Below are 17,117 nucleotides of genomic sequence, written 5' to 3'. Positions count from 1 at the left end.
AAGCCCTTGTTTCACAGACGTGCACGCGGCCTCGCCCTGACGGACGCGGGCCGCAGCTATCACGCAGAGATCTTTCGGGCCCTTCAGATCATAACTGACGCGACCCGCCAATTTACCGAACTCACCACGGTCACCCTATCTATCACGCCGTCGATTGCCTCGAAGTGGCTTATGCCAAAGCTGCCTCAACTGATTGAAACACATACGGAAATTGACCTGAAAATTCACGCCTCGGAACAGCGCACGGATTTGATGCGAGGGGATGCCAATCTTGCAATCCGGCAAGGCCCTCCGCCACAGGACGCAGCACTTGAGGCCATACTTTTATCCCCTATCAGCTATGTGGCAGTGGCCTCTCCACAGACCGATGCGAAAAATCTGGAGCTTGCAGACATCCTCGCGCACCGTCTGATACAAGACAGCCACGGCCATTGGGACACCCTTTGCAAAGACTTTGACCTGCCCCCTCTGAAAGCCACTTTGAACGTCAACCAAACGGCGCTCGCCTTGGATGCTGCGGCCTCGGGTCAAGGGATCGCCCTGGCCCCACGTCTGCTGGCTCAGGATGCACTTGATGCAGGAAACCTACAGGCTGTGTGGCAGGATACCCGCGCCACAGATCACGGTTTCTTCATTCTCTACCCAAAGGAAAGAGCCTCGGAAGAGACAATAAAAGTTGCGAAATGGCTTGCGGCTCAGGCCGCGATTTAGCAGCATCCGGGCAATAGCTTTCGGATACCACACCCATGTCAATTCCCACTTTTTCTGGCACCGCCACACGGGCCTTGTTTGATGCCACCCTCCAGTCGCACTCAGTGCACCAGCCCCCTGGAACAGATCAGGCAGAGGGCGCATTGTGATTGACTTCCTTATCATCGGCGGTGGCATGGCCGGCACATCCACCGCAGCGCGCTTTGCCCCGCTTGGCAAAACCACCCTTCTGGAAATGGAGCCCGCGCTTGGCTATCACGCTTCTGGCCGATCCGCAGCACTTTATGAGGCGCAATATGGCGAGCCCGCCACCGTCGTTCTGAACCTTGCAGGGCGCGCGTTTTTTGACGACCACAAGCTGCTTTCGCCACGTGGGTTCATGGTGCTTGCGCCGAAAGAGGATCAGGATGGGTTTCGCGCCGCCAGCGCGACCTTTGGCTGTACAGAGCTCACCTTAAGCGAGGCGCAGTCGATTGTGCCTATCCTTAATCCGGATCACGTCGGCTTTGCGGGATTGTCCTCTGAGGCGATGGATATTGATACAGATCGCATGTTGCAGATCTTTGCCAAACTTGCCCGCGCCGACGGCGCCGAGATTCTGACAGATCACCCTGTCACAGCAATCGAGCGGACCGGATCGGGGTGGCACGTCACGACAAAGACCGGTGAATTTCAAGCCCGCACGTTGGTGAACGCAGCAGGCGCATGGGCTGACGAGATTGCGCGGATGGCTGGGATTTCCCCCATCGGAATTACGCCAAAGCGCCGCTCGATGGCGCGTATTCCAGCGCCCGGGGGGCACGACGTATCAGGCTGGCCGATGCTGATGGATGTGTACGAAAAATGGTATGCGAAACCCGATGCGGGCAAGCTTCTGGTGTCTCCTGCCGACGAGGATCCGCAAAGCCCGCACGATGCTTGGGCCGACGACATGGTCCTTGCCGAAGGCATCGCGCGGTATCAGCCTTTTGTCACCCAAGAGGTCACGCGCGTAGAAAGCACTTGGGCCGGATTGCGCAGCTTTGCACCGGACAAAAATCTGGTGATTGGCCCCTCACACCAAGACGCTCAATTCTTCTGGATGGCGGGGCAAGGTGGCTCTGGCATTCAAAGCGCCCCCGCCTACTCTCAATATGCCGCTGATCTTGTGGCTGGACGTGCGTCTGATCTGGACGAAATCACCCCTGCGGTTTCCCCCATGAGGTTCAAGCCATGAAACGTAAAACACCCGAAGGCGCAAGTTTTGCCCAAGAGGCCGAGGGTGCGATGCTGTTTGCGCCATCGGCTGATCGCAATCTTGCCCCCATCGCCAAAGAACTCGCAGAGATTGCGCCAGGCACTGGCGACGCCTTGGAAATCGCCAGCGGGACCGGACAGCACATCGTGGCCCATGCCGCGGCCCACCCTCAGGTTCACTGGCACCCGAGCGAGATTGACGAAGACCGAATTGCCAGCGTGAACGCCTATATTGCGCAATCGGGCCTGACGAATGTATCGCGTGCAATCGAGCTGGATGCGACGGCATCGGGCTGGGCCACAGAGCCCGCTTATGATCTGATTTTGCTGTCAAATCTTTTGCACCTGATTTCCGACCAAGAAGCACAGACAATCCTGACGGAAGCCGCCCTTGCGCTGCGTTCTGGGGGCAAATTCATGGTCTATGGCCCCTTTATGCGCGGCGGCGTTCTGACATCAGAGGGTGACCACAGCTTTCACACATCGCTTCAGGCGCAAGATCCCGACATCGGTTATAAGGACGATGAATGGGTGCAAAAGATTGCAGCAGCCGTGGGCCTGACGGTGGATCGCGTCACCGACATGCCCGCCAACAATTTGGCGTTTACGTTTCTGAAGCCGTAACCAACAGGCCCAAATGAAAAACGGGGCCGAAGCCCCGTTTTCTTAGCCGTCCTTGCGGATGGTTTCGTTTTTAGGATCATAAGGGCTGTCGCACGTGACAACCGCGTCCCACAGCTTGTCCTGAATTTTCACCTGCAGCTTGGTGCCTTCGACCGCCAAATCAGGTGTCACATAGCCCATACCGATGCTTTTCTCGAACGCCACAGAATAGCCGCCAGAGGTCAAACGACCGACACGCTGACCTTCGGGCGTATAAAGCGCCTCGCGACCCCAAGGATCCGCATCCTCGGGTCCGTCAATCAGCAGCGTACAACATTTCACGCGCACGCCGGTTTCAACCATCTTGTCCTTACCGTGGAAGTCTTTATCCAGATCGATAAAGCGCGGCAGGTCCGCCTCGGCGGGTGTCGCATCGCGGCCCAGTTCCGTGCCAAAGGCGCGATAGCTTTTCTCCTGACGCAGCCAGTTCTGTGCGCGCGCACCGACCAGCTTCATGCCATGTTTTTCACCGGCTTTTTCAAGCAGATCGAAGAGATAGTTCTGCATTTCAATCGGGTGATGCAGCTCCCAGCCAAGCTCGCCAGTATAGGCCACGCGGATCGCATTGACCGGGCACATGCCCAGCTCGATCTGACGTGCCGACAACCAAGGGAAGCGTTTGTTGGACAGCGCTGTGGCCGGATCGGCATCAACGATCACCTCTTTCAACACGTCGCGGGACTTTGGCCCGGCAATCGCAAAGACGCCCCATTGCGTGGTCACGTCCTGGATCTCGATATAGCCGAACTCTTCCATTTTATCTTCGGCCGCTTTGCGCAGGAAGTCCGCGTCATATTCCGTCCAGGCACCTGCAGACACGAGGTAGTAGTTGTTCTCGCCATTCCTAACGATGGTGTATTCCGTACGCGTCGTGCCCGCCGACGTCAGCGCATAGGTCAGGTTGATGCGACCCACTTTTGGCAGTTTGTTGCAGGTGAACCAATCCAGGAATTGCGTCGCGCCGGGGCCCTTTACGACGTGTTTGGTAAAGGCGGTCGCGTCAATCAGGCCGACACCTTCGCGGATGGCTTTCGCCTCATCCACCGCGTGTTGCCACCAACCGCCGCGACGGAACGAACGGCTTTCTTTGTCGAAATTATCTGGCGCATCCAATGGGCCGAAATAGTTCGGGCGCTCCCAGCCGTTGACCCAGCCAAATTGCGCGCCACGCGCCTTTTGACGGTCGTAGGCCGGGGCCGTACGCAGCGGACGGCAGGCCTCGCGTTCTTCATCGGGGTGGTGCAGGATATAGACGTGCTCATAGCACTCTTCGTTCTTGCGCGCCGCAAATTCCGTGGTCATCCAGTTGCTGGAATAGCGTTTCGGGTCAAGCGACGCCATGTCGATCTCGGCTTCGCCATCCACCATCATTTGCGCGAGGTAATATCCGGTGCCGCCTGCTGCTGTGATACCAAACGAGAAGCCCTCGGCCAGCCACATGTTGCGCAGCCCAGGCGCCGGACCCACCAGAGGGTTGCCGTCCGGTGTATAGCAGATCGGGCCGTTGAAATCGTCTTTCAGACCGCTGTCGGCACAGGATGGCACGCGTTCCGCCATCGCCATGTACTGATCTGCAATCCGGTCGATATCCAGCGGGAACAGATCGGCGCGGAAGCTGTCTGGCACGCCATGTTCAAACCGTGCCGGGGCGCCGTGTTCATAGATACCAAGAATCCAGCCGCCGCGCTCTTCGCGGGCATAGCTTTCATTGTCGGCATCGCGCACAACCGGATGCTCTGGGTTGCCCGCCTCGCGCCATTTCACCAGCTCTGGGTCTTTGTCCATAACGATGAAAGTGTGCTCCACCGGGATCGCAGGCATTTTGATGCCCAGCATCTTTGCAGTGCGCTGTGCGTGGTTGCCAGAGGCGGTCACGACGTGCTCGGCGGTGATCACCACTTGCTCGTCTGACTCAACAAGGTTGCCGCCCTTCTCAACCATCTTGGTGCAGGTGACTTCCCAATGCGTGCCGGTCCAGTGGAACGCATCAGCCTGCAGCTTGCGCACAATCTCGACCCCGCGTTGACGCGCGCCTTTGGCCATCGCCTGAGTGACGTCGGCCGGGTTAATATACCCGTCTTCGGTGTGATAAATCGCGCCCTTCAGATCGCCGGTTTCGATCAGCGGCCAGCGTTCTTTGATCTGATCCGGCGTCAGCCATTCATAGGCCACGTCGCAGGTTTCAGCCGTGGAGGCATAGAGCATATACTCGTCCATCCGGTCCTGCGTCTGCGCCATGCGCAGGTTGCCAACGACGGCAAACCCCGCATTGAGGCCGGTTTCTTCCTCAAGCGTTTTGTAGAAATCGACCGAATATTTGTGAATATGCGTGGTCGCATAAGACATGTTGAACAACGGCAAAAGACCAGCCGCGTGCCAGGTCGATCCCGAGGTCAGCTCGTCGCGCTCGATCAGCATGACATCGTCCCAGCCCGCTTTGGCCAGATGATAGGCAATCGACGTGCCGACGGCACCACCGCCAACAACAAGCGCTTTAACTTGGGTTTTCATCTCGGGCGACTCCTTTGAAACACTTGCGAAGTATTTCAGCCGAAATGGTCCTAAAACGTCAAATCCATCCGACCCCTTGTCGTCCAAAACCGACTTTCAGTGTCGCGAGGGCAAAAAAATGGCGCGGACTTTGGGGGAAAGCCGCGCCGATACAGTGTTTTCAGGTCAATTCTGCTGTCGTCGCGTGGCGCTATTTGTCCTTTTTCTTCTTATCATCGCCCTTTGCGATCACGTCGCCGTCTTTTGCGTCTTCGGCGCTGGCGATGTCCTCTTCTTCAGGGACTTCTTTAACAGGGATCACACGCTCGACTTTACGCAGCTTGAACCCGCGGTTGTGAAGCCATTGCTCAGGCGTCTCGAGCACAAATTCCGGCAAGCCTTCTCCGACCAGAGGGTTTGGTACCTCTTGCATTTGATTGAGCGAGTCAAAATCAATGCCCTCAAGGATGGCCATAATGTCCGCAGTTGGCGCCTCGGAGCGCAGCTTGATGACGACGCCACCGCCAAGCGCGCCGTGATAAAACCGCATATCCGGAAAGTCGGTCGGCTTGCTGGCATCTTTGCCAATGATAAAGGACACACCCTGCACAATGTTGAAATAGCCAAACTTCATTTTTGACCCAACAGACCAGCCATCAGAGGTGCTACGCACGGTCTCGATCGTGTGGCCAACTGTGGCGCGGTAAGCTTCTAAGTCGCTCAGGTCACCACCTTTTTCCACATATCTCTGCATCTGCAGCAGGTCAGCCACCATAGGTCCGGTGGGCGATGCATTCTCGATCCTCAGATAAATCGACTTGCCGCCGTTCAGGTATACGACGGTCTCTTTTTCAACGTTCTCCAGATTGTCCGGATCGCCGAAAATACCCGCAAAAAAGGCATCCCATTCGATGCGCTCCCACCCTTCGGGGGCTTCGGGCATGAAAGACGTCAGCTCTTGGCGACGCAGGGCATCGCGATCCGCCAGCGCGCGGCCGCGCGTGATCGGAGGCTCATTGTCGATAAAGGGCAAAACACCGATGATTTTGGAAACTGCGGATCGTTCTTCTGTTTCAATCAGGCCAGCCGATGGATCCAGCGAGGCGACCTCGACCGGTTCAGATGGCGCCATAAGGTTCAGCACAACAATCGCTGCGCCGCCCAATGCGGCAAAGGTTCCTAGTCCTGCAAGTATGAGTCGCAACATTGGCGGCTCTCCCGTTTCACTGCTCTTAGAAACGGTTAATGGCAAAAAAGGGCGGAATTGAGATGGCGGCGGGGCAGTTTATGGGCTGCCGCAACCGATGGTTGCAGAGTTTAATTCAGCGTTTCAACTGCAACGGGGCTTGCGCCATAGAGCATGCCGACCTGTTCATGAGGTTCGCCAACCATCGGGCCAACGGCCGCGAAAACGACGACTGAAACGCAAATGATAATGAACGGAAGCAAGCGCTTCATAATATGTCTCCGAAAAACATGGCCTGCTCGGCCCCCACTATCTCGCAGGATACCACGCAAATAAGGCGAGACTGTGGCAACGCCACGCAACGTCACCCGCAGAGCCCTTGCCGCACTGCGGCATGTTTTGATACACCCGCAGGAATCGCAGAGCAGGAGGAGCCCTATGCAGGTCTGCAGAACCGTTGAAGAGTGCAGGCATGTGCTCTCGAACTTCAGGCAAGCCTCTGAAACCATTGGTCTTGTTCCGACGATGGGGTTCCTGCACGATGGCCACATGGCTCTGGTGACCGAGGCGCGCAAACGCACGGATCGGGTTGTCACCACGATTTTTGTGAACCCAACACAATTTGGTGAGGCCTCTGATCTGGATGCCTATCCCCGCGACGAAGACCACGATCTAAAGATGTTGGCAGCAGCCGGTGTTGATGTTGTCCTGATCCCGGATGTGTCGGATGTCTATCCTGACGGTGATGAAACCATCGTCGAGACAACGCGCATGGCGAATATGCTGCACGGTAAGGTGCGCCCGGGTCATTTTCGCGGCGTGACCACTGTTGTGGCGCGGCTGTTTAACTTCACCCAGCCCGATATCGCGGTCTTTGGCGAAAAAGACTACCAGCAACTTCAGGTCATCAAACGCATGACCCGCGACCTTGGCTTTCCAATCGAGATCGTCGGCGTGCCGATTGTGCGCGAGGCAGACGGTCTGGCCATGTCGTCGCGCAACGTGCGGCTGACTGCAGAGGATCGCGCGGCCTCTTTGGTGCTGAACCGATCGCTGGACGCAGCACAGGCCGCGCAAACAACGGATCCAAAGCAACTGCGGGACATCATTTCCAACGTGATCTCCTCAGAACCCCGTGCAAAATTACATGGGCTAGACGTTGTGCAAGCAGACACGCTTCACGACATCACACCGGGCTATGACGGCCCTGTCGCCATCATGCTGTCGGCTGACTTCGGCGGCGTCCTCTTGCTAGATCAAAGGGTGATAACGCCATGAGCAAACAGACCATAATTCGCCGGACAACTGTGCCGCAAATCTCGGCCCGTAAAGGCGGAGAGCCAATCGTTTCACTAACGTCCTACCACGCGCATACCGCTGCGATCGTGGACAAATACGCTGATTTTATTCTGGTCGGCGACAGCCTTGGCATGGTGATGCACGGCATGGAAAGCACCGTCGGCGTGTCGTTGGATCTGATGATCATGCACGGCAAAGCTGTTGTGCGCGGCACTCAAAAGGCGCTGGTCGTCGTGGATATGCCCTTTGGCAGCTATGAAGAAAGCCCCGGCGTGGCCTTTCGCAACGCAGCCAAAGTGATGAAAGAAACCCAATGCGGCGCGGTTAAGATCGAAGGCGGCAAACGCATGGCCGAGACCATACATTTCCTGGTCGAACGTGGGATTCCGGTGATGGCGCATATCGGTCTGACGCCCCAATCCAGCAACGTCATGGGCGGTTTCAAAACCCAGGGCCGCGACGAAGATGGCTGGGCCGCAATCGAAGAAGACGCGCGTGCCGTAACCGAAGCAGGCGCATTCGCGGTGGTGCTGGAAGGCATGGTTGAACCGCTGGCGGCCAAGATCACAAAACAGATCAGCATCCCGACCATCGGGATCGGTGCATCGGCGGAATGCGACGGACAGATCCTCGTGCTGGAAGATATGCTTGGCTTGAACGCATGGACGCCCAAATTCGTCAAAGTCTATGGCGACCTTGGTCCGGCGATCGAGAACTCGGTGAAAACCTATGCCGAAGAGGTTAAGTCGCGCGCCTTCCCGGGCGAGGAGCAGACCTACAAATAGGCGCTACAGCATCGACGGGATCACCAGATCCGGCGGGCGGTTTCCGTGGTCGAGGGTCATGATATTCAACATGACCTTCTGCCCCATCTCGATCCGCGCCTCATGCGTTGCCGAGCCCATATGCGGCAACAAAACTGCATTAGACAGCGTGCGCAGCTCTTTGAAATCAGACGCACCACCTTCATAGACATCAAGGCCCGCGCCCGCGATGGCGCCGGACTTTAGCGCATGGGCCAAGGCCCCTTGGTCAATCACCTCACCGCGAGAGGTGTTCACGATCACCGCGTCCTCTTTCATCAGTTTCAGGCGCCGCGCGTTCATCAAGTGGAACGTGGCCGGAGTATGCGGACAGTTGATCGACAGCACATCCATGCGCGCCACCATCTGATCCAGACTTTCCCAATAGGTCGCGCCAAGCTGCTCTTCGGTCGCCTGATGCAGCCGGCGCCGGTTGTGGTAGTGCACGTCCATCCCAAAGGCGCGCGCCCGCCGCGCAAGGGCTTGTCCGATCCGCCCCATGCCCAGAATACCCAGCTTGCGCCCAGCGATACGCCCGCCCAGCAAAGCGTTCGGCGACCAGCCTTCCCAGTTTTCGGGGCTGGACTGCATCACCGCCAGCCCTTCGGGAATACGGCGGCGTACGGCAAGGATCAGCGCCATGGTCATATCGGCAGTGTCTTCAGTTACGACGCCGGGCGTGTTGGACACCATGATGCCGCGCTCATGGGCTTCTTCGACCTCGATATGGTCAAATCCGGCGCCGTAGTTCGCAATCAGTTTCAACTGAGGTCCGGCAGCCGCGATCAATTGTGCGTCGATCCGGTCGGTCAAGGTGGTGACCAGAACATTCGCAGATTGCATGGCCGCCTGCAGCTCTTCGCGGGACATTGGGCTGTCATCGACGCGCAAGGTCACGTCGAAAAGTTCCGCCATCCGCGATTCTACCTCTTCGGGCAACCGTCGCGTTACGACAACACTCAGTGGCGGCTTTGACATGCGGGTCTTCCCAATTCTTTCAATATCAGAGCGTTGATGGCACAGTGCCTGACAGAGAGACGAGGCACAAGAACCCTCGCGAAATTTTATGAGCAGACGGAATAATTCCGCGATGAGATCCTACGGGCGGCACCTGGTATCGATGTTTTGCGCTGTGGCTTTGGCCATTGGCTTGTCTGCTGCGCCCAGCTTTGCCGAGGGCGAAGGCCTGCGTCGCGGGCCTGTGACGAACCTGCCGCTGCCGCGCTATGTCTCGCTCAAGGCCACAAAGGCCAACGTGCGGCGTGGCCCATCCCTAACCCACAGAATTGACTGGATTTTCAAGCGTCGCGACATGCCTTTGGTGGTCACGGCAGAACACGGCCACTGGCGCCGAGTTCAGGATATTGATGGCGCAGGTGGCTGGGTTCACTATTCGCTTTTGTCCGGCAGCAGGACGGTGATCGTGACTGCAGATATGCTGCCCCTGAACATGCGCGCAGAACCGGACACGCCAATGGTTGCACAGCTCGAACTGGGTGTTGTGGCGCATTTGCAGAAATGCGGACAGGATTGGTGCCGCATTTCTACAGGTGGTTACAAAGGCTGGGTGCAGAAAACCAACATTTGGGGGGTCGGCGCGGACGAGATCCGCGACTGACCTTACGCGTTGTCGATCGCAGCTTTGATCGCGCGGATATTCTCGCCGTAAGGCGCAGGGTTCTGAACCGAGCCACCTTTGAACACAGCAGAGCCTGCCACCAAGACATCAGCCCCTGCAGCCGCCATCAGTGGTGCGGTTTCTGGCGTTATGCCGCCATCGATTTCAATGTGAATAGGCCGATCCCCAATCATCGCGCGCAGCTTTTTCACCTTGTCGATCTGGCTGTGAATGAACTTTTGCCCGCCAAAGCCCGGGTTCACTGTCATGACGCAAATCAGGTCGACCATATCCAGCAGGTATTCCACATCCTCAACACCAGTTCCCGGATTCAGGGCCAGACCCGCCTTGCACCCTGCCCCGCGGATCGCTTGCAAAGTGCGGTGAATATGCGGGCCTGCCTCTAGATGCGCGGTCAGAACGTCAGCGCCCGCATCGGCAAAGGCCTGAATATACGGATCCACAGGCGAGATCATCAGATGCACATCCATCACAGTGTTGATGTGTTTGCGGATGGCTGCACAGGTCGCGGGGCCAAATGTCAGGTTCGGCACAAAGTGCCCGTCCATGACATCCACGTGAATCCAGTCTGCACCCTGCGCCTCGACGGCTTCGATCTCGGCCCCGAAATTGGCGAAATCTGCTGCGAGAATACTGGGGGCAATCTTGATGGAACGATCAAAGCTCATTGTGGGCTCCTTGGCACAATTTGATTCGTAGCTGCGCGGAAAATGCGCGCCACGCCGGAAAATGGCAATCGCTGCGCGCAAAAAGAACCTCTCGCGCTCTGTACGCCGCCGACGGCGCACAGCCATGCGGTGCGCGCAAACGGGCTATGCGGCAATGTCTGTGGTCACCAGAGGGGTGCAGAGCTATCTCTGGCAGCAGGGAGAGACATGATAGCTAAAGGAGTTTGTCCTATGGCAAACATCGACATTACCCCACGCGCCTCCGGTTCCCTGCTGAGCATTCTCGCAGCCCCATTCGTTGCAATTGGCACCGCGATGGTCCGCATCTCAGAGGCCAACAGCCAGTTGAAACGCGCACAGTTCCTGCAGTCCCTGAGCGACGAAGAGCTGGCAAGCCGCGGCTTGACCCGTGACGAAATCGTGCGCCACGTTTTCGCAGGCCACATCGGGTTCTAAGGTTACACCGAACCAACCCATAAAAACGGGGCGCCTGAGCGCCCCTTTTTTGTGTCTAACTGTCGCCTTGGATCAGTCCTCGGGGACGATCCGGATCGCGCCCAGCGACGCGTTGCCCACATGCGCGGCATAGGCTTTCAGCGCTTTGGACACCGCGCGTGGACGACCTTCTGCCTTCCAGACCGGGCGGTCGGCTTGCGGGTGCGCGGCGCGACGACGTTCGATTTCCTCATCGCTGACGTCCAGCTCGATCTTACGGTTCGGGATCGAGATGGTGATACGGTCCCCGTCCTCGACCAAAGCAATCAAACCTTTTTCCGCAGCCTCAGGTGAGGCGTGCCCGATCGACAGACCTGCTGAGCCACCAGAGAAACGACCGTCGGTGAACAAGGCGCAGGTCTTATCAAGCCCTTTGGATTTCAGGTAAGCGGTCGGATAAAGCATCTCTTGCATACCCGGACCACCCTTAGGGCCCTCATAGCGCACGATCACAACGGAATGCGGTTGCACCTCGCCGCGCAAAATTCCGTGCATCGAGTCTTCCATGGATTCATAGACTTTGGCCGTGCCTTCGAACTCATACATGCTTTCGACCACACCAGCGGTTTTCACGATGCAACCCTGTTCTGCGAGGTTGCCAAACAGAACGCAAAGCCCGCCTTCTTGACTGTAGGCGTTGTCAAAGTCGCGCACGCAGCCGTCTTCGATGTCCAGATCCAGCTCGGTGTACATGCGCGATTGGCTGAACGCCTGTGTTGTCCGCACGCCGCCGGGTGCCGCAATGTAAAGGTCATGCGCCTCGTTTCCGGCGGTTGGACGGCGCACATCCCATTTGTCGATGAACGCGCCCATGTCTTTTTCATGCACCGTGGCGCAATGGCGGTGGATTTTGCCCGCACGGTCCAGCTCGCCCATGATGCGGGCAATGCCGCCTGCGCGGTGCACGTCTTCCATGTGGTACTTCGGTGTCGACGGCGCGACTTTACACAGGTGCGGGATCTCGCGGCTGAGACGGTCCATGTCGGCCATGGTAAAGTCCACTTCACCCTCATGCGCGATCGCCAGCAAGTGCAGCACTGTGTTGGTCGAGCCGCCCATCGCGATGTCCAGCATCATGGCGTTTTCAAAGGCGTCAAAGGTCGCGATGCCACGTGGCAGCGCGGTTTCATCGTCGTGCTTATACCAGCGTTCGCACAGTTCCAGAATCTTGTGGCCCGCCTCCTTAAACAGCGCTTCGCGTTTAGAGTGGGTCGCCAGCAAAGAACCGTTGCCTGGCAGCGCAAGGCCCAGAGCCTCGGCCAGACAGTTCATCGAGTTTGCGGTGAACATACCCGAGCATGACCCACAGGTCGGGCAGGCAGAGCGTTCCAGCTTGCCAACTTCGTCCTCGGTGCGGCGATCATCTGTTGCGCCAACAATCGCAGTAACGAGGTCGGCTTTGGTTTCACCATCGCTCAGGATGACCTTGCCCGCTTCCATCGGGCCGCCAGACACAAAGATCGCAGGAATGTTCAGGCGCATCGCCGCCATCAACATACCCGGAGTGATCTTGTCGCAGTTGGAGATACAGACCAGCGCGTCGGCACAATGGGCATTGGCCATATATTCCACCGAGTCCGCGATCACTTCGCGGGATGGCAGGGAATACAGCATCCCGTCGTGGCCCATCGCGATGCCGTCATCGACCGCGATTGTGTTCATCTCTTTCGCGACGCCACCGGCCTTCTCGATCTCGCGCGCAACCAGTTGGCCCATGTCCTTCAGGTGAACGTGACCTGGCACGAATTCGGTGAACGAGTTGACGACCGCCACAATAGGCTTTCCAAAATCACCGTCTTGCATACCGGTCGCACGCCAAAGTGCGCGGGCGGCCGCCATACGGCGACCAAAGGTAGAAGTCTTGGAACGTAGATCTGGCATGGTGCTACTCACAAAGTCCTGGATTTCGGTTGAGGCAAACTGGTGCCATTAACCGAACTGTTCTGCAAGCCAAATGGGACATAATCTTGCAAAATCAAGCCGGATTTTGAAACACTGGCGATCCCACGCCGCAGCCCTAGCGTGGCAGCTGGCTTGCCTCGCGGGCTAGCGCCTCGATTCCGGCCCAATCGCCTGCTTTGACCAGATCCCCCGGAGCCACCCAGCTGCCGCCAGCGCAAACGACATTTGGCAACGACAGATAGCTTTGGGCATTTGACGGGCTGACGCCCCCTGTCGGGCAGAACGAGATCTGCGGCAATGGGCTGGCCAAGGATTTCAGCGCGGGCGCACCGCCATTGGCCTCGGCCGGGAAGAATTTCTGAACCGTATAGCCGCGTTCCAGCAAGGCCATCGCTTCGGTCGCAGTGGCTGCGCCTGCCAGAATGGGCAGACCTTCGGCTTCGGCTGCATCCAGCAGCTTGTCCGTGGCACCTGGCGATACACCAAATTTTGCACCCGCAGCTTTGGCGGCTTTGACATCTTCGGGGGTCAGCAATGTGCCCGCGCCAACAACGCCGCCTTCAACTTTGGCCATTTCCGCAATGACATCCAAGGCTGCTGGCGTCCGCAGAGTAACTTCCAAGGCTGGCAAACCACCGGCCACCAAAGCCTCGGCCAGAGGGCGTGCGTGTGCCACGTCATGCACCACCAGAACCGGCACGATCGGCGCCAGTTCGCAGATCTCGCGGGCCTGTTTGCTTGCGTCTTGAGGGGTGATGGACATGGTTTAAACTCCGAATACTGATGCGCCGGTGTCGGCAGACCCGACGGCCGCGCGGAAGGCGGTGAACAGCTCGCGACCAACGCCAGCTTGGTTGGAAGATAGATCTGCTGTTGCAGGCACGCGGTCAAGCACACCTTCGGTCAGGATCTCGAGATCTCCGCTAACGGCGTCGACCTTCAGGATATCGCCGTCCTGCAGATAGGCAATCGGACCCTGATCCAAGGCTTCAGGGCTGACATGAATTGCTGCTGGGACTTTTCCGGATGCGCCAGACATGCGCCCATCAGTGACCAAAGCCACCTTTTGGCCACGCCCCTGCATGATCGCCATCATCGGCGTCAGGCTGTGCAGCTCTGGCATACCGTTGGCCTTTGGGCCTTGGAACCGCACGACAATGATCACGTCTTCGGTCAATTCCCCCGCTTTGAACGCGGCTTTGACGTCGTCTTGATCATGGAACACACGCACAGGAGCCTCGGTGACGCGATGCTCCGGCGCAACCGCCGAGATCTTCATCACACCCGTGCCAAGATTGCCCGTCAGATGCGACAGGCCACCGTTTTCCTGAAACGGCTCCGACAGCGGACGCACGATCGCTTCGTTCAGCGAGGTGTCCGTTCCTTTGCGCCATGTCAGCGCCTCATCTGCCAAAAACGGCTCGGTCGTGTAATGTTCCAGACCCTCGCCGGCGATAGTTTTGGTGTCGGGATGCAAAAGCCCGCCTGCCAGCAGCTCTTTGATCAGATAGCCCAGTCCGCCAGCCGCGTGGAAATGGTTCACATCCGCCAGACCATTCGGATAGACGCGCGCCAGCAAAGGTACGGTTTCAGACAGATCTGCAAAGTCCTGCCAATCCAGAATAATGCCGCCTGCCCGCGCCATGGCCAGAAGGTGGATCAACAGATTGGTCGAGCCGCCAGTCGCCATCAGCCCGACGATGCCATTCACATAGGCCTTTTCGTCCAGAACCTGGCTGACCGGCGTATAGGTGTCGCCCAGCGCCGAAAGCGACAGCGCCCGCTGAGCGCTTTCCGCTGTCAGCGCGTCGCGCAGCTCGGTGTTTGGGGTGACAAAGCTGGTGCCCGGCAGATGCAGCCCCATGAACTCCATCAACATCTGGTTGGTGTTGGCTGTGCCATAAAACGTACAGGTGCCCGGACCATGGTAAGCCGCCATTTCAGAGGCCATCAGTTTGTCACGGCCACATTCGCCCTTGGCAAATTCCTGACGCACCTTGGCCTTGTCGTCATTTGTGATGCCAGAGGTCATTGGACCCGCGGGAATGAACACGGCGGGCAAATGCCCAAAGGCCTGCGCGCCGATCACCAGACCGGGCACGATCTTGTCGCAAACACCCAGATAGACAGCCGCATCATAGGTGTTATGCGACAGAGCCACACCGGTCGCCATGGCAATCACATCGCGCGAGAACAGGCTGAGTTCCATCCCAGCCTCACCCTGCGTGACACCATCACACATCGCAGGCACGCCGCCCGCGACCTGCGCCGTCCCGCCAGAGGCGCGCGCGGCATCTCGGATCAAGGTTGGATAACGTTCAAACGGCTGGTGGGCTGACAACATGTCATTATACGAGGTCACGATCGCCAGATTGCCCGCAGATTGCGTGGCCAGCGTGTCTTGATCAACGCCAGCACCGGCATAGGCATGCGCCTGCCCGCTGCACGACAAATGCGCGCGGCTTGGTCCCTTGCTGGCGGCGGCGGCCATACGCTCTAGGTAAGGTCCGCGCGTCTTTTCACTGCGATCGATAATGCGATCTGTGACTGATTTCAGTGTGCTATTCAGGGACATCTCATGTTCCTCTTTGCAAAATTATTGGCCAATCGGACGCCAACGGCGACCATCTTGGTGCATCAGCAACAGCGCATCCTCGGGGCCCGAGCTGCCGCTGTCATAGGGTTGTGGTTTGTCGCCGCGATCTTTCCAGCCGTTGATGATCGGATCGACCCAAGCCCAGGCCGCCTCGACCTCATCACCGCGCATAAACAGAGTCTGATCGCCGCGGATGACGTCCATGATCAGACGCTCATAGGCGTCCTGCACGATCTCGTCCTGCGCCAGGCTATCGGCAAAGGTCATATCCAGCGAAGCCTCGGTCAGACGCATCCCCCCTGGCCCCGGATCCTTGATCGTTGTGTGTAACGTCATGCCCTCATCAGGCTGAAGCCTGATGACCAGCACGTTGCCCATAGGAGTTTCATTGCCGGGAAAAATCATATGCGGAGGATTGCGGAAGAACACCGCGATCTCGGATGTACGAGCCCGCAAACACTTGCCGGTGCGCAGATAAAACGGAGTCTTGGCCCAGCGCCAGTTCGCCACCTTCACCTTCATTGCGATGAAGCTTTCTGTCTGACTTTGCGGGTCGCCTGCATGCTCCAGATAGCTCGCGTGGTCCTTTGACGCGCGGTACTGTCCCCGCGCGATATCGCTGGCGTCCACAGGCTCGAGCGCCTCGATAACCTTGACCTTTTCGTCGCGCACAGAGTTCGGCTGGAATTTTGACGGAGGCTCCATCGCAGTCAGACACAAGAGCTGCATCAAATGGTTTTGAACCATGTCGCGCATCGCACCGGACTGATCATAATATTCACCGCGCCCCTCGACAGAAAGGCTTTCAGCAACAGTGATCTGGACATGCTCGATATGCGAGGCATTCCAAAGGGGCTCAAACAAAGAGTTCGCAAACCGCAGCGCCATCAGGTTCTGGACGGTTTCCTTGCCCAGATAATGGTCGATGCGGTAAATCTGGTGTTCCTCAAAACACTCGCGCAGCTCGGCATTCAAAGCCTCGGCCGAGGCCAGATCATGGCCGAATGGTTTTTCAACGACGATGCGGCTGTCATCTGTCGCAATCCCCTTGTTGCGCAGGCGGCGTGCAATCGGACCAAAGAAGTTTGGTGCCACAGACAGATAAAACGCCCGCACGGTGCCGTCGCGAACTTTCGAGGCCAGAACGTCCCAACCTCGCTCGCCTTTCGCATCAATCGAGATATAGGCGACAAGGTCTAAAAAGGTTTCTAGCAGCTGCCGCTCGTTGTCAGACGAGACGCTGATCGCCTCGCGCAGACGGTCGCGGAACTGATCGTCGGAAAGCTCCGACCGCGACACGCCCAAGATGCGGCTGTCCTCGCCAAACTGCCCCGCGACAAAGCGATGAAATAGCCCCGGCCAAATTTTGCGCCGCGCCAAATCGCCTGTCGCGCCAAAAAGCACCAAGTCAAATTGGCTTACTGGAATA

The 17,117-nt window shown here is 57.9% G+C and carries 16 protein-coding genes; 7 read left to right on the top strand and 9 right to left on the bottom strand.

Features of this window, described 5'->3' with window-relative positions; all coding sequences use genetic code 11:
- The 3 genes from ACEQWH_RS09500 to ACEQWH_RS09490 form a co-directional block, all read left to right on the top strand.
- The coding region (locus ACEQWH_RS09500; RefSeq protein ID WP_370230127.1) for a LysR substrate-binding domain-containing protein at positions 1–711 on the top strand (711 nt) is incomplete at its 5' end.
- A gap of 145 nt (positions 712–856) precedes the next feature.
- Positions 857–1,927: an NAD(P)/FAD-dependent oxidoreductase gene (locus ACEQWH_RS09495; RefSeq protein ID WP_370230124.1), complete on the top strand. Its 1,071-nt coding sequence runs from the start codon at positions 857–859 to the stop codon at positions 1,925–1,927.
- Positions 1,924–2,571, top strand: coding sequence for a DUF938 domain-containing protein (locus ACEQWH_RS09490; RefSeq protein WP_370230122.1), 648 nt, complete (start codon positions 1,924–1,926; stop codon positions 2,569–2,571). Before ACEQWH_RS09495 ends, ACEQWH_RS09490 begins: the two co-directional genes overlap by 4 nt.
- 42 nt (positions 2,572–2,613) lie before the next feature.
- On the opposite strand, the gene ACEQWH_RS09485 is transcribed toward ACEQWH_RS09490, so the two are convergent.
- The 3 genes from ACEQWH_RS09485 to ACEQWH_RS09475 all read right to left on the bottom strand — a co-directional run bounded on the left by ACEQWH_RS09485 (position 2,614) and on the right by ACEQWH_RS09475 (position 6,558).
- Entirely contained in the window at positions 2,614–5,121 is a 2,508-nt protein-coding gene (locus ACEQWH_RS09485) for an FAD-dependent oxidoreductase (protein ID WP_370230120.1), read from the bottom strand.
- Positions 5,122–5,311: 190 nt separating this feature from the next.
- The gene (locus tag ACEQWH_RS09480; protein WP_370230119.1) at positions 5,312–6,307 is read right to left on the bottom strand and encodes a hypothetical protein; all 996 of its coding nucleotides are present in this window, start codon (positions 6,305–6,307) and stop codon (positions 5,312–5,314) included.
- A gap of 110 nt (positions 6,308–6,417) precedes the next feature.
- Positions 6,418–6,558 carry a hypothetical protein gene (locus tag ACEQWH_RS09475; protein WP_370230118.1) on the bottom strand — a complete coding sequence of 47 codons (141 nt, stop codon included), beginning with the start codon at positions 6,556–6,558 and terminating at the stop codon, positions 6,418–6,420.
- Positions 6,559–6,724: 166 nt separating this feature from the next.
- Between ACEQWH_RS09475 and panC the strand changes: the two genes are divergently transcribed.
- Together panC and panB are read left to right on the top strand one after the other, a co-directional pair.
- Positions 6,725–7,564, top strand: a complete 840-nt coding sequence (gene panC, locus ACEQWH_RS09470; protein WP_370230116.1) for a pantoate--beta-alanine ligase — start codon at positions 6,725–6,727, stop codon at positions 7,562–7,564.
- Positions 7,561–8,370 carry a 3-methyl-2-oxobutanoate hydroxymethyltransferase gene (gene panB, locus ACEQWH_RS09465; RefSeq protein ID WP_370230115.1) on the top strand — a complete coding sequence of 270 codons (810 nt, stop codon included), beginning with the start codon at positions 7,561–7,563 and terminating at the stop codon, positions 8,368–8,370. Before panC ends, panB begins: the two co-directional genes overlap by 4 nt.
- A gap of 3 nt (positions 8,371–8,373) precedes the next feature.
- Here the strand turns inward: panB and ACEQWH_RS09460 are convergent, their stop codons facing one another.
- Positions 8,374–9,366 (bottom strand): 2-hydroxyacid dehydrogenase, encoded by a 993-nt coding sequence (locus ACEQWH_RS09460; RefSeq protein ID WP_370230114.1) that lies wholly within the window; start codon positions 9,364–9,366, stop codon positions 8,374–8,376.
- A gap of 88 nt (positions 9,367–9,454) precedes the next feature.
- On the opposite strand from ACEQWH_RS09460, the gene ACEQWH_RS09455 reads away from it, so the two are divergent.
- The gene (locus tag ACEQWH_RS09455) at positions 9,455–10,006 is read left to right on the top strand and encodes an SH3 domain-containing protein (protein ID WP_370230112.1); all 552 of its coding nucleotides are present in this window, start codon (positions 9,455–9,457) and stop codon (positions 10,004–10,006) included.
- 2 nt (positions 10,007–10,008) lie between these two features.
- On the opposite strand, the gene rpe is transcribed toward ACEQWH_RS09455, so the two are convergent.
- Positions 10,009–10,695 (bottom strand): ribulose-phosphate 3-epimerase, encoded by a 687-nt coding sequence (rpe, locus tag ACEQWH_RS09450; protein ID WP_370230110.1) that lies wholly within the window; start codon positions 10,693–10,695, stop codon positions 10,009–10,011.
- Positions 10,696–10,926: 231 nt separating this feature from the next.
- Here rpe and ACEQWH_RS09445 point away from each other — a divergent pair, with 231 nt between their 5' ends.
- On the top strand, positions 10,927–11,151 hold the full coding sequence (locus tag ACEQWH_RS09445) for a DUF1127 domain-containing protein (protein ID WP_370230108.1): 225 nt from the start codon (positions 10,927–10,929) through the stop codon (positions 11,149–11,151).
- A 72-nt stretch (positions 11,152–11,223) separates the two neighbouring features.
- On the opposite strand, the gene ilvD is transcribed toward ACEQWH_RS09445, so the two are convergent.
- The 4 genes from ilvD to zwf all read right to left on the bottom strand — a co-directional run bounded on the left by ilvD (position 11,224) and on the right by zwf (position 17,116).
- The gene (ilvD, locus tag ACEQWH_RS09440) at positions 11,224–13,071 is read right to left on the bottom strand and encodes a dihydroxy-acid dehydratase (protein WP_370230106.1); all 1,848 of its coding nucleotides are present in this window, start codon (positions 13,069–13,071) and stop codon (positions 11,224–11,226) included.
- A 136-nt stretch (positions 13,072–13,207) separates the two neighbouring features.
- Complete coding sequence (eda, locus tag ACEQWH_RS09435; protein ID WP_370230104.1) at positions 13,208–13,855, bottom strand: bifunctional 4-hydroxy-2-oxoglutarate aldolase/2-dehydro-3-deoxy-phosphogluconate aldolase; 648 nt, start codon at positions 13,853–13,855, stop codon at positions 13,208–13,210.
- Positions 13,856–13,858: 3 nt separating this feature from the next.
- Positions 13,859–15,667, bottom strand: coding sequence for a phosphogluconate dehydratase (edd, locus tag ACEQWH_RS09430; RefSeq protein ID WP_370230103.1), 1,809 nt, complete (start codon positions 15,665–15,667; stop codon positions 13,859–13,861).
- 21 nt (positions 15,668–15,688) lie between these two features.
- Entirely contained in the window at positions 15,689–17,116 is a 1,428-nt protein-coding gene (gene zwf / locus ACEQWH_RS09425; RefSeq protein WP_370230101.1) for a glucose-6-phosphate dehydrogenase, read from the bottom strand.
- Position 17,117 lies beyond the last annotated feature (1 nt).

Source organism: Cognatishimia sp., assembly GCF_964229375.1.
In the GTDB taxonomy this organism is placed as follows: domain Bacteria; phylum Pseudomonadota; class Alphaproteobacteria; order Rhodobacterales; family Rhodobacteraceae; genus Cognatishimia.
This window is presented reverse-complemented; position numbering and strand designations above follow the sequence as displayed.

Excerpts from the sequence above, each read along its gene's own strand:
- ACEQWH_RS09445 (WP_370230108.1), top strand. The coding sequence starts at position 10,927 with ATGGCAAACATCGACATTACCCCACGCGCCTCCGGTTCCCTGCTGAGC.
- ACEQWH_RS09480 (WP_370230119.1), bottom strand. The coding sequence starts at position 6,307 with ATGTTGCGACTCATACTTGCAGGACTAGGAACCTTTGCCGCATTGGGC.
- ACEQWH_RS09485 (WP_370230120.1), bottom strand. The coding sequence starts at position 5,121 with ATGAAAACCCAAGTTAAAGCGCTTGTTGTTGGCGGTGGTGCCGTCGGC.
- edd (WP_370230103.1), bottom strand. The coding sequence starts at position 15,667 with ATGTCCCTGAATAGCACACTGAAATCAGTCACAGATCGCATTATCGAT.
- panC (WP_370230116.1), top strand. The coding sequence starts at position 6,725 with ATGCAGGTCTGCAGAACCGTTGAAGAGTGCAGGCATGTGCTCTCGAAC.
- eda (WP_370230104.1), bottom strand. The coding sequence starts at position 13,855 with ATGTCCATCACCCCTCAAGACGCAAGCAAACAGGCCCGCGAGATCTGC.
- panB (WP_370230115.1), top strand. The coding sequence starts at position 7,561 with ATGAGCAAACAGACCATAATTCGCCGGACAACTGTGCCGCAAATCTCG.
- ilvD (WP_370230106.1), bottom strand. The coding sequence starts at position 13,071 with ATGCCAGATCTACGTTCCAAGACTTCTACCTTTGGTCGCCGTATGGCG.
- ACEQWH_RS09490 (WP_370230122.1), top strand. The coding sequence starts at position 1,924 with ATGAAACGTAAAACACCCGAAGGCGCAAGTTTTGCCCAAGAGGCCGAG.
- rpe (WP_370230110.1), bottom strand. The coding sequence starts at position 10,695 with ATGAGCTTTGATCGTTCCATCAAGATTGCCCCCAGTATTCTCGCAGCA.
- ACEQWH_RS09475 (WP_370230118.1), bottom strand. The coding sequence starts at position 6,558 with ATGAAGCGCTTGCTTCCGTTCATTATCATTTGCGTTTCAGTCGTCGTT.
- ACEQWH_RS09455 (WP_370230112.1), top strand. The coding sequence starts at position 9,455 with ATGAGCAGACGGAATAATTCCGCGATGAGATCCTACGGGCGGCACCTG.
- ACEQWH_RS09460 (WP_370230114.1), bottom strand. The coding sequence starts at position 9,366 with ATGTCAAAGCCGCCACTGAGTGTTGTCGTAACGCGACGGTTGCCCGAA.